At 48.9% G+C, this 13,406-nt stretch carries 6 protein-coding genes; all 6 read right to left on the bottom strand.

Translation table 11 applies throughout. From position 1 onward, the window contains the following. Nucleotides 1–93: 93 nt before the first annotated feature. A complete protein-coding gene (locus ATG98_RS17385) occupies nt 94–1,038 on the bottom strand; it encodes a hypothetical protein (RefSeq protein WP_143751493.1) in 945 nt (314 codons plus the stop codon). 107 nt (nt 1,039–1,145) lie between these two features. Then, complete coding sequence (locus tag ATG98_RS17380; protein WP_098423963.1) at nt 1,146–2,228, bottom strand: toxin-antitoxin system YwqK family antitoxin; 1,083 nt, start codon at nt 2,226–2,228, stop codon at nt 1,146–1,148. A 230-nt stretch (nt 2,229–2,458) separates the two neighbouring features. After that, nucleotides 2,459–8,293, bottom strand: a complete 5,835-nt coding sequence (locus tag ATG98_RS17375) for a DEAD/DEAH box helicase (protein WP_098423962.1) — start codon at nt 8,291–8,293, stop codon at nt 2,459–2,461. Between the two features lie 12 nt (nt 8,294–8,305). Continuing rightward, entirely contained in the window at nt 8,306–10,291 is a 1,986-nt protein-coding gene (locus ATG98_RS17370) for a hypothetical protein (RefSeq protein ID WP_098423961.1), read from the bottom strand. Further along, complete coding sequence (locus ATG98_RS17365; RefSeq protein ID WP_098423960.1) at nt 10,284–12,740, bottom strand: hypothetical protein; 2,457 nt, start codon at nt 12,738–12,740, stop codon at nt 10,284–10,286. Before ATG98_RS17365 ends, ATG98_RS17370 begins: the two co-directional genes overlap by 8 nt. An 85-nt stretch (nt 12,741–12,825) precedes the next feature. Beyond that, complete coding sequence (locus ATG98_RS17360) at nt 12,826–13,341, bottom strand: hypothetical protein (RefSeq protein WP_143751491.1); 516 nt, start codon at nt 13,339–13,341, stop codon at nt 12,826–12,828. Between the last annotated feature and the right edge of the window lie 65 nt (nt 13,342–13,406).

The raw sequence follows: 13,406 nt of genomic DNA, 5'->3' as shown, positions 1-13,406 counted from the left end.
GTAAAACGGAACATACTTATGTCGAATCCTTCGGTGATGAGCGCAACCTTCCTGGCGACGCGAATTGTAGAAATAGTTTTTTAAATGGAAAGCTCAAATAGCGTTTTGCCGCTCTCCCGCCTGTGGGGCGACATTATATGGCGCTGGCGTATAAAGCTCTGGTATTACCAGGGTATTTACAACCTGCTGACACAGTGGTTTGATGCGCTGGAACTCTTCATCCACGTTTATGTGTTGAGATTCCAGAGCGCCAGCGGCGCAATGAATGCTAACCATCTTGCCGCGATAAAACACCGAGTACTGACGCATTATCTGAAATACCACCGCACCTGCTCTTTGATTGAGCATCTCAAAATCCATAAAGTAACCCGGTTGATTTTCAATCATCACCAAACCGTGGTCTCGCAGCACACCACCGTCTGGAACCAAGGTCTCAATTTCACCCGGCTGCATCCAACCCGCAATATCTGTTCGGCTAGGAGTTTCACCCGCAGTGTCGCGCACCATTAACATAATCAAGCCAGGGCCTGTTCCGCCCTCACTTTGCCACTTCCGAACAATGTGAGGCCGTGACGCTTCTTTCTCTTTCCAAGAACGCGGTAGCTGTAGATTCAGCACAAGGCCTTGAGATTTTCCGCTGCCGTCGGTTTTGAAGGATTGCCGAAACCCTTCTATTAGCTCTTTTGCGGGGTTGTCAGAAAACCTCAGCGCCAAAAGGTATTCAAGCACTGGGCTGTGAATCTCGCCTTTTGCCCGGTTACGAACCTCCTCCAAAAACACCAACGCAATGTCTTTGGTGATCGGATTTTCCTGAAGCCACTTCGCATTTTGAGCTAGAAGCTTTAGCTTCAGCCCGGCCGCTTCCTCTTTCCCCAAAATGCTACTGAACATAGGCTGTAAACGCGATTCAACATCGCCAAAAGTTCGCTCAAAATCTAGACCAGTGAGTAAGACATCGCGGGCCAATTCCGGATATTTTATTAAGATGGCGTCAAGGGACGCATTTTGGGCAATAACAAAGCCGTAAACCTCGCCCAAGCTACGGCTATTGCGATTGTTGATTTCTATGGCGCTTGCTGATGAAAAAGCCAGCAACGTGATTATCAGAACGAATCCGAAATTCTTCATATCAATGGTCTTTCAATTTAAAAAATTTTCGGATTTTTATCTATATCTTGCATCCGATCTATTACGTTTATCGACGCCTCCCAATGGCGGGTAGCTTCTACTAGATTTTCTAGCCCATCTCGGTCTGCCTTATATTTCCAAGCTTTGAATACTGACATCCAAACTAACGGCCGGAACAGCATCTGAAATAAAAAACCACCACGTTCAACAGACCCGTGATTAATACATGCTTTCCCGAGATAGACTCCATTCCAAAGCCAAATCTTCATCTGTCCATTTTTTGAACTTTCAAACCTGACAACGCACACAATCGTCCCATTTTCCAAGTAAATAGTCTGAATACGCTCGCCCGTTGATCGGTTTTTAATCGCCTGAACTATCAAAGAGCCGTCATCTCGCCAACAAAAAAATTGACCATCACATTTACCGTTGGAAAACTGGGCAAGTTGCTTGCGCATGCCGTTTTCATACCATTCCTCTGAGTCGCCATTGAGCTTGCTGTCGCGCCGGCGGAGAACGGATTTTTTGCTGCCACTAAGGTAGTAATCGAACTCTTCTGTATAGCGCTGGGCCTCAAGGCGCTGTATGTCTGCCGCTAGCTGTTTCTGCTGCTGCTCGTATTTTTGTTTCATACCCTGCTTACTAGCTGGCAGCATCCCCAGCAAATTCTCTACCTCAGACTTCAACCACTCCAGCTCTCTTTTATAGTCAACCGGCATCAAAAAAGTACGATGTTGCAAGGCGGCCTGAGTTTTATGGATGTCATCGGCAAGAGAATTCATCTGCACTTGATGCACTCGCGAATAGAGTCGTGCTCTCCGTTCTCGTAATCTGACAATATCACCGGAATCCGCTTTTTCTGAAAATTCCTGATACAGCTCGTCGAGCTCTTCGGTCATTCCTTCCAATTCATAACGACAGTATTCGCCTAACAACGCCCTATCAATATCGTCTTCCAAGCGACTTATTTTCGACTCAATCACCCAGATGTCGGTAGCTCTTTCTAAACTCGAAGCAGCCTCCGAAAATAATTCAGCGCCGTGATTGACAGCTTTAATTGACTCGCTGGTTGCAGTTTTCAAATTGCTAAAAAAACCCATTATCCCTCGCGTTGCGTGAATGCTATTTGATAAGTTCGTGATGGATTCGGCGCAGTCTATCCCATCATCACGGAGTCAAAGGCCGTCGTAATACAGCGTCGGCTTAGTCTGTAAAACCCTATAAAAAGACGTTTTATCTATAAAAAACTCAAGCATAAACAGAAAACCGATTGACATAATACCTAAACGTCTTTTTTTATAATCCGGATATTGCCTTTCTGATATCTAATTTAGCTCCGATTAGCATCGCCACGCACTCTTGCAAACTGCATAGCACTCATCAACCGACGACTAGCCTCAAACGTATCTACAAAATACAACGCTACAGAATCATCTAACTCATTTACGGCCGCTTTCAACTCTAACGCTCTCGCATTTATATCCCAGAATGGATGAACAACCACAAACGCCGCGTGCGACTCTGGGTTACTAGTGTCGATTACTGTAGGCAAGCCAATATGGCCGATCGACACCACAGTGCAATGATCCGGATTCAGCCGTCGAATATTCTCGGCCGCTATTTTTGCTTGGTTATGCCAATCTTTTAGCTCTGGATAACCCTGAAAGTCCCCATCCAGACCCGCCCGATATGCTGGATCGACAAGGGCTCGCAGGAAACCCATGCCGAGACGCCAATCCAGCAGACCGTGGTACCCCCTATTGCCATAGCGTTGCATACATCGGTAACAAGCTCGGACACATTCGGCCCGATGATTTTTCTCAATAAAGGCTCCCGTCATCGCGTCCGCAGGGTTGTCAAGCATGGAACGGATTAACTCAACAACTAACGGTTCGGACCCACTATCTACTTTAGCCAAACGACGACAAAATCCTGCACCGTTAACCAACGTGTCCGCGATCTGTAAATATGGTTTCCCATTGCGTAATCTTGGTTCAAGCGGCTCAAACTCTTCGGGTGCAATATCCATAGCCAAAGACGCTCTTTGCACGAGCATGTGAGTTGCGCTTAATGCAGCGGCTCTCAGGCTGGTCCCTGACTGCCGCCTTGGCCCAATGCGGTCCATTGAAAGCCCGTTGGCAATGCTTAGCATACCTATGCTAACTGCGTCAGTTCGCTTACTAGAAAAAAGCTTGACGTGCTCTGCGCCCGGCCCTCCCGGCTGCTCAATCCAGCGTTCGCGACTTGCCGCTTTATCAGCCAAAATAGCTTGATTGGGTAACTCAGCAACGGGTTTGAATCCTCGCACCGGCGCGTACACTCGGTGCTGTGTCCGTTTAATAATATTGTAACTCTCAGGCTCACCACCCACTGAAATCGCGCCGCGATTTCGCCTGATTACATAAGCCTCGGTCCCACTAGCAACAGAAAGATTAGTGTCACTGACAGTGGTTGTTTTCATCGGCTTTATGATTGAGCTAGTTTCACGCCTTATCATACTTCTTGGTGGTTCAGTTCCATCAGAAGTTCTTGGCACGAAGTCAGTCCGGAACGCTGCTGGCGAGAAATACTCTTCAACATTTTCAACAGGAATGTCCTTGCCACAATCATCGCAACTCAGAATTTTTTGTTCGACATCGTCTGTTCGGTTCAAAGCACCGCAATTTGGACAGTCGGCAAACCCTGCTTTTTCTGTCCACCAATTCTCACTAGGCGGAGGTACAACCCTGGAGCCGCCTTTTGACGGCTGGACAAAACCCAGCTGATCTGTGAAACCGATACTCTCATGAAGTCGCTTATCGCGAACTACAACCTGACCGGGCGCAAATTCATAAATTGCGATGTCAATCTCTCTATCGATCAAGTCCCACTCCACGCTCTTCTGCCCGGAGGGTTTAAGACCAAGGTACATCGGCCGAACTCTCGTTGGCATACCGAACATAGGTAACAAACCACTTTCTGCGAGAAACTGAGCCAAACCGATATCCCTGCGTGCTCCTTCCACACCGAGAGCCATAATGTCTTTGATAACGAGTTTAGGCTGCATAAGCGCGGCCAAAGCTTCGCTTCTTCCCGGTATACCTGCGCCCAAAGCACGACAAATCTCGGCGGCCAAGTGTGTCGTTCGCAATAATGCTGTGTTTAAGCGCGCCGGCCAGCTACTGCTCTTTTCATAAAATACGCTTGCCGGAAGATACTCACCGTGAATGTCCGGCGGCGCCTGATCACCTGGGAAATCAGCTCCATCTTCATAGCGCAAGAAAGAAAAAGCGCTTGTTAAAAGAGCTTTACGTGCTAGACGCAAGCTGATATCCAAATGATCTTGAGTAAGGAATGGTGGAGGTGGTGCGTCGCCAGTAATCGCCTCTGGGTGGCGAAAGTAGTGCATATCGTGGCTTCGCCCACGACAAAGTGTCATGGCCAAAGAAAAAGCTTGTTTACGGCGCCCCGCTCGACCAACACGCTGCTGATAATTAAATCTTTGCGGAGGCATGTTTGCTTGGTAAACGGCCTGAAGTGAACCAATATCAATACCCACCTCCATTGTTGTGGTGACGGAGAGCAGGTCTATCTCTTCAGCAAGCCGTTTAAGGCTTCCAACTTCCTCATCCAAGAATATTCCCTTAAAGCGACGCAAACGATCAGCAGGGGAACTGGTCTGACCCGTTAACTCTTCGCATCGAAGTCTGAATGAAGGCTGTTCATCAGAAAGCGCTTTATCCAATCGCAAAGCAATATAATTCCGGCGTTGTAAGTCGCCAGCCGTCAGATTTGGCGTTTCAGGCAGACCATCATGGCAACGGGTACAAACGCCGGTTCCCCGATGCAAGTGCGCTCTACCACAGGTTCCACATTCAAACGCAGGTGCGTCAGGCTTAACCAGGCGGACACGCAACCGTTCGAGCCGAATAATCCCTCCTTTATGCCCCAGCTTTTCGAGTTTTTCTAACACCCCAGTCATGGTGGAAGCGTCGACCCCCGACGCCTTCATAAATTCCTTGAGGCGACGACTGCTTACGGAATATCCGTCAACCCATTCTTTGATGTCGTCCTCGCGCACCCATTTGTTGGCCAGCACTCGGTAACTATCTGCTAGAACGCGAAGAAACGCATCAAGTTCCTCTGCCTCGACTTCTGTTCCATCACCGATTTCGACGCAGGGATAACCTAGCCCAGTCTCTTCCAATGCAAAATAGTTCCGAGAAAACAACACATCCTCAACGAGCGTTCTCTGGGCTTTGGCCACCTCCACGCGGGCTGCGTTGATATCAAGTGAATCAAGATCTGTATTCCAATAAATAGAATCTCCCTGTCTTTTGAAGAGTTCAGGCCAGTCAAATTTAACCCGGTTTCCATCAGCACCGGCTATTTGCTCCACTCCGGTTTCATCTGTCGGGTGAACACCGATATTGATCATTCCGTATAGCAGCGGATGGGTCTTTGCCCCACTCATAGACGCACTAAAGTCCGAAAACTCAAGTACATTTCCCAGCGGAATGCGATCGGAGGCCCCTTGTTTTCTGACCTGTCTTATTCGATCAGTTAACTCGTCCGCAAGTTCATAGTCACCGCCATCCTCTGCGGTTTGTTGACGCTTTCGCAGGGTCGAGAGATCCTCCGCCGGTTGGGCCGCCTTTTGTAAAGCATCCACCAACACCTTCCGCCGGGTGTCATTGTGATGATGCCTCTCTATATCGATAGCAGTTTTAGCTGCATCTTGCCGGCTATCAGAGAACGCAATCGCTTTGGGAGCGTTGCCTGAACGTTTTAAAAGTTCAAGAACCTCGGTAGCCAAAAGCTGGGAGGTTTTGGCAAACCCAGTTCTGAAGCTTCGGATTGGGGAACGTCGATATTGTTCACTCCGCCTAAAATAGTCTGCACCACAGGCCGGGCAGCAGTTTGGAGCTGCAGTTTTCGGCGCCCTCGTATCTCTTTTGCCACCGCTTATGATTGAAAAAACGCAGCCACTTATGGAACCCATGCTCTCAGGAACCTTAGTGCTACGGCGCAATTGCCCATTTCTGGCATCAAGCCACATGGGCACCCAGCTTTCGGCGTCATTGTCTCCTTTTCTAGGTTCTTTATCATAAGGCCAAAAAAGAACAAATTCTTCGTGACTCAGATCTTCAAAATTGCGGCCTACCCCAGACTCGGGAAGCTTCTCAAGGTCTTGAGTTTGAGGAAGAACTTCTATTGGTGGGTTTGGCCCACCCTGGGCACCATTGCCCTTCAAACCACCGATAAACTCTGAATGGCAACCTTCACAATGAAAAAGTTCAAAAAGCCGTTGCGTCCCCTGCGGCGTTTCAAAATGACTGGTGCCAGGCTCGATCGTTAATCCAGCGTATTGCAGCCCTTGCCCTGTCATCAGGGGAGTCGCGAATAACCCCTCAAGACTTCGCAAAAAAAGATGCTCACGAAAAGCGATACTTTCAGCCCCGATGTTATCCCCAAGCCCTCTGATCAGAGTCAAACCTCTCACTGAATTTATCGCGTCAGGGGAACCAAAGATTTTCCGAGCCAACTGCGATAAAGGTCGAGCTTTGATATCACCATTCTCATCAGCACACCCATAAGTGAGCAATGCTGCCGACTCATCTACAACATTCGTCAATGATGCATTGGGCGGTAACCCTAGGGCTTCACCACAAACAGCAAGCAGTCGATCAAGTTCCGGGTCGTTTCCGGGTTCGCAATTAACCTTGCCAATATATTCATCTAATGGACTCAAATGTCTGGTTAACGCTTCAAAGGGGCTTGATATCAGCTGCCCCGTAATCAAAGGATCAGGCAAAGACACCTCTCCCGTCACCACTGAAGCCGCCCATTCATCTGGACTGCTAGCACCTTTACTTGAAACACTTGTAAAAGTTCCAAAAGGGCCAAAAAAGTCGTACAGATACTGCAAGCTTGCTGACCTTTCATCGCCTTCAATTGGCAGTGAGGCGCTAGAAGCTAGAATTCGCAACTTATGGCAGAGTTCGGGGCGATCTAACCCAAGTCGGTTAATCAAAATGCGAATCAAAGAAGCGACTTCAGAGCCAGTAGAACCGCGTATTAAATGAAGCTCATCAAGAACTAGAAAGAAATAAGCATCGGGATCAGTCTCTAGCCATTGCCGCGTCTGCTCAAAGATTGGCGCATCCACTTCGCGTGAGAGCATCGCATTCAACATCGAAATGTTTGTTACTAAAAGATCAGGCGGTGTCGCCTGCATATCCCACCGACTTATTAGTTCGGCACCTTCCGGTGACGGAAAGAGGTAGCGAGTCGGATCTGCAGACTCGCCCGTGGCTGCATCGAACCGACGGGCCTTCTCTTGGTCTTCGGCCAAACCACAAAGCGCGGCACGCGCTCGCTCCAGTCGTTTTTTACTGCGTTTTTTTTCTTGCTGATCTACTCGCCTAGGATGTGTCACATAGCCTGGCACTGGACTGGCACTGGTGTACCGGCCGAAAAATATTCGATTACCGTTGGCTCGCTGATTCAGAACTGATTCTGCTTCAGGCGAATCAAGCATCTTACGCAACCGAACCATCTGGTCTTCAACCAGTGCGTTCATTGGATAAAGCAGCAATGCTCTTACGGCCTTAGGGCGCGAAAGCGACTCCTCTTTTCTATGCCGAGAAAAATCACCACCATCTTTCCACCAACGAGTATCAAGGTAACCTAGGCCAGGTGCCGGCCAGCGAGTTGCCTCTGCTGTAATTTCAGCGAGTATGGGGAGCAAAAAGGATTCTGTTTTCCCAGAACCCGTACCCGAAGTCACTATGCCGGGGTGCCCGGGCATTAAGCCCCGGCGAAGCATATCTACTTGGTGTTGATAGGGTTTAAATAAGCTTTTTCGTCTCAGCTCACCGTCTGTTGTTTTACCAGGAAACAAACCTGAAAGGGTCATCTCGATAATGGCTCGGCGCTCCTCCCTTGAAAAGCGTGACAGCGGATTATCATCAGACTCATCAGCAAGCAGGCACTCCAAAGGCTGCTTGGAGGGGCGATAACGCACAACAGGCTCAAGGAATGGCTCAGGCATTAACGTACCTGGCTGAGACAGTAGCTTCATTCGTTCTTGCCGCAGATCATCGCGCCTGATTCGATACACCGTATCCAGGTAAGAAAGATAAAGCTCCTGAATATCTTTATGCGCACCTATGGGGTCTATCACCGCAACACCTCGTTAACTCTCAAAAAGGGCTTTTAACCAATTGTGCCCGCTACTAAATGGCACTCTGGTTCGTTTCAACACTTCACCTGTCGAACGACTTTCATTTATATAAGCGCTCGCTGCTTTATATAACCCCGCTCCGAGAGACATGCAGCCTTCTTCCTTTTCTTGGACGTCGTCAAGATAGTCAAGAAATTCAGCGCTATTTATTGCGATTAGCTGGTTAGCACGAAGGAACGTACCCTTGGGAGTTGCGTTGTTAATACTGGTAAGAAAGTTCCCAGGTCTGAGCTCCGTCAGAACCGGAGCAAGCGGAATAGCAATTTTATGCAGATTCGAACAAACGCGATCACGGTCAAGAAGCGGAGCATCAAGGCTTGCAACCAAAAGCAAGTTTTGCGGCCGACCTTGACTGGCGAGCACCCCAGCCAAGCTTGGCAACCACACATCCATTGGCGTCCGCTGCAAACCATCAAGCCATACAAGGTAGAAACGCTCACTGTTTTTAAGAGCGGCGCTCCATCCATGAGCAAACGCGGTTAAAACCCCTCGAACCGGATCGTTCCACAAATCATCCAAGCTTAAAATACTTGGCCCAAGCGGTTGTCGGACAAATTCACCACCGGTCGCCGCAATCGCGTAGGCCGGAACCAAAATTTCTGCTGCAGCCTGTGGAAGAATAGTAATAGCACCTGATCTTAGTGCTATGTCCATTGCAGAGAGGTCGTCTGCGCCTAAGCCAATCCTTCTGGTATCGGCCGAAAGACGTTCAATGAATTCACTGAACACTATCGTCTGCGGCGCGACAGAATGGTCAACACGCGCCCAAGGGGGAAGGCTCTGGTTAACAGGTTGAATTAGAGCCCCAGATGAGCCTAACGCGTGTTTAAATCGTTCAACCAGATTTTCAAAATCCTGACTATCTGGCTCACTGGCGTCACCTAGAACACCGTTTAACAAACCAATTTCAGCGAAGATCTGAGACTGCAGCTCGGTTAGCGTTTTTGAAGCATTTTTTTGCTCGTGGAGTGTTTCATCCAGCTTACTTTTTTCCGCTTCTAACTCGCCTTCTACACGATCCCATTTATCGTAAAGCTCACTTAAATCGCTCTCTATTTCAGCTCGAACAACGGGCTCAAGCTCGTTTCGAAGTGTCTCAAATGCATGCTCTCGTATCAGATCAAGCTCATCCCGTACTGGCGCCAACTTCGAAAGCGCCGTTGCAATTTCCTCAGCAGAGTTAAGGGGACTCTGGACGCGGCTAACATAGCTTTCGAGCCAGTCTTTGAGTGAGTGCCAGTCAGGATTCTCGCTGGCGATGGCCACAGCCCGAATTAAAAGGGATATAATTCTCTCTCGCTCACTCCTGGAAGGCCCTTCCTCGTCAAATTTCTTCAGACGCTTTAACGCTGTATCGAGCAGATCTTGGTCCATTTGCCAATGAATCTCTTCTTGAAACTCACCAACAGTTACTCTTGGAACCTCCAGAAACTGGTCATCAAATTGATCACCTTCAAAAACTTCCGGATTTAATCCGAAAAGTTTTATCGCACCCGAGGGCGCTACCAAACGTCCAGACACCGGATGCTCGGAAAGAACAACAACAGCGCACTGAGTATCTGAGATAGCCATAATGAGCTCACTCGAATAAGGAGCCACCCGGACCACCCCCTCTTCAAGCAACGCAGCTCTGGCCGCCTCTATTCCTCTTTTTCTAAAATCAACAACCTGCCGCAAACGTGTTGCTTGATCAACAATCAACCGGTCTTTATCTTCATCAGTAACAGATATCCGGTTCTGCGCGGTCGTAATTGCCACGGGCTGGTTTAACTGTATCCACGGCAAAGAGACAGCAAAGACTTTACCAACCGGTGGCAGTTCTGCTGTCAAATCCCCACTTCGCTGCCACTTTCCTGCAACAGACTTTGCTACACAGGTAAGTCTCGTATGAGACCTGGGAAGATAATCCGAGTAGCCGAGATAAAATAAGTCAGCCATAAAAACCTACACCTCCATGCTTGTAAATACTCAATTGCTCTCCCCTGCGACGCTGCATAGAAAGCGATGCTGCAGTCTGCCTTTGTCGCTGAATCCCTTGCACAGCGATGACTCCACCAAATACCTTCGTCAAAACGTTCACCTGGCTGGGACTAACACCGTACAAGTAGCCCGCCCGGTCAGGTTCTAACATTGCAGGGCCTGTTTGTGTAAAAGACGCTCGCCTTAGCCATTGCGCAACGGGTAATGGAAGATGAATTCCTGGGCCTTTGCTGCAAAGAATGGAATCGGCCCAGTCAAACTGTGGCTTTCTCGAAAGACGAGAATGTTCAAGGAGCGCAACAATTCGCTGAGAAGCGAAAAAGGTGTCGTTTTTTCTTTTGATAACGTAAAGATCACGATCATCATCTCGGACAAAGCGTGAGAGCGCCCAATTAAGTGCGCTATTTGAACCACCCGGTACAAACTTTCTTAGTGTGGAATGCCAAAAACCTACACATTCTCGACCTCGCTCTGTACGCTTTTCCGTCGGCCAGCACGCTGGCGCCGGGCGAAGTTTCGGGGTTTTTGCTTGATAAATCCTGTAACCAAGATTTTTGGCAACCTCGGGAATGCGATCACCAGTTAGCCCAATAACTGGTGCGGCCCAAGGTTTTTCGGCGTTTATTAATAGCTCAACTGAAACTTTTGTTGCTTCAACCGTCAGCAGGTCGAGCTCAGCACTACCCAGCGCGCCCTCTACTAAGGCAATGTCATCACCCGTATAGACAATACTCGGCGGTTTCACCCGCCAAAAACGTCCTCGCCATTGCCGGTTCAGATCTTGTTCGACCCAGCCAGCTTCCTCCAACGAGCGTAAAATGTCCCAAGGAGATAAAGCGCCAGGTATTACTCGTTTTAAAAGCTGAACGATCTCCCCCTCCGGCCTTGGTGATCCAGCACGCGAGTATATAGCTTCAAGAATGTCAGAAAAGCGATTCGGATAAGAGCCTGCGTTAAATGGCCGTCGACCATTTGACAGAAATGGCCCATCTTCAAAAAGAACTTCCTTAGGCGGCTCATGACGCTCGGACCTTGTCGCCCAACGAGTTGCCAACGGGGTATTACGAATTAACTGAAACGATGTCGTAAAAGTGGACGACTCTCTAGATAGAGCATTAATTCGCCGGCGACCATCGGTTAGCAAAGAACCCTGCATTACAGCGATACCAGCCTCATATTTGAGGGCTATCTCCGGAATAATTGTGAGCTGACGACAATCATTCAATCTTAAATACGGCAATAAACCATCTCGGTTAAGCCATTTCCCGCGGCCAAGCGACACGCCACCCTCAAGTTGGACGCTGGGTTGTGCAGGTTCTTTATGTGCGACTCCTTCTCCTCCGGTCAGCTCCAAGGCCTCTGCTAGCGTCATCGGCTCAGATACTTTCCAGCCTTTTCCAGCCACCAAAGCAAACCGACTATCGGCAATTATTTCATCGCGGCGTGAGAGCACTATGGCTTTACAATCTGCAGGTACTTTTCGGTCGTCTTGAACCCACCGGCCGCCGGGCACTTCATGTAAAATCACAACGCCGGACTTCAACAGGTCTCTGACCTGAAGAGGCACTTTTAAGTAACTCAGCAGTTCTTCAAAACTGCCAGACCAATATGAAAAATCTAACTGGGACCGATGACTTCCGCGCGCCAGCGAAGTATCAATTTCGTCGCCGTTCCAGCCGCTGAAAACGAGAGACAAGCACCAAAGTAAAGAGGCTCTTGCAGGTTCAACTTGCGACAGCTCTGCCAACACATTTTCTATCAGCCGCCAAAACGAATGTTGATCAAAGGAGCCGTTGCGTTGATAGAGTGTTTCCAGTTCGTGCAGATCACTTTGCATTCGCTGTGGAAGCCATGCGCTTTCGCCACGTAAAAATTGCAAAAGGACATAGCGGTTTTCCAGAGCGCGCTCCGACGCTCTTTTCAAGACGCTTTTCAACTGAGTTCGGTCATTTCGTGATGGGTGTGCGAGCCGGACAGCATGCCCGATCTGGGTCATTGCGCCAGGATTGGGCAGAATAATCTGCCTGAGTGGTTCACCTTTTTTTATTTCACTGTCGACCCATTTGGCAAGTGAGCGCCAAAGGGAATTAATACCGTGAACTTGCTGTGTCTGACCACGACCATCATCAAGTAAAACACCCAATCTCTCGCGGAAATTACCTGAATCGCCGGCGTCGGTTGTAGTCGCGCAGACGACACATGTTAAAACGAGAAAATGAAAATGCCGAAAAGCGAAGAGGCCTGCCCGCTCAGATACCTCAGAGCCCAAAATCTTTTTCACAGTTTCTCGCGAAAAAATCGCCATGAATTCCTGAAGGATTCCTTCGTCAGACAGATCCTCAAGGCCGACCGCAGACCTTAACTCCGACGGCGTTGCATCCAACGAATCTAAAGGTGTGTTCCCCATTGGTCCATCCGTTCGGAGGTAGTGGTGCTGTAAACACTCCTCCCACACTTTGGCAGATAATATTGGACGCTTAGATGTCATAACTTCATCTCGCAAACACTTCCCAAGCCACCCGATAATCCTCCTCCCGATCCGGGCGTAAGACTGGGGCTTTGTATTGGCGCATTACGGGGATCTGCACGCGGTAGATGGTAAGCAGTTCCTGCAAAGGAAGGCCGAGCGTTTGGGTAACCAGTACGTCGGTTTCTACCAGTGCCTGGCGGTGAGCGTGGTCATCACTTTTTGCCCGGTTACGGTCCTCCTCCAAAAATACCAACGCAATGTCTTTGGTGATCGGGTTTTCCTGAAGCCGCTGCGCATTTTGATTTAGAAGCTGTAGCCTCAGCTTGGTCGTTTCCTCGTTTCCCAAAACGCTACTGAACATAGTCTGTAAACGCGACTCAACATCGCCAAAGGTTCGCTCAAAATTGAGATCAGCTAGTAAAGCCTCGCGGGCTAATTCCGGATATTTTTTTGCGATGGCTTCAAGCGACGCACCTTGGGCAATAACAAATCCGTAAACCTCGCCCAAGCTACGGCTATTGCGATTGTTTATCTCCATCGCACTTGCTGGTGAAAAAGCAAACAGGCTGATTATCAGTACGAACCCGAGAAACTTCATGCCCG

Source organism: Marinobacter sp. LV10R520-4 (assembly GCF_002563815.1).
Taxonomy (GTDB): domain Bacteria; phylum Pseudomonadota; class Gammaproteobacteria; order Pseudomonadales; family Oleiphilaceae; genus Marinobacter.
Note: the sequence above shows the minus strand (reverse complement) of the source record. Positions and strands in the feature narration are given on the sequence as shown.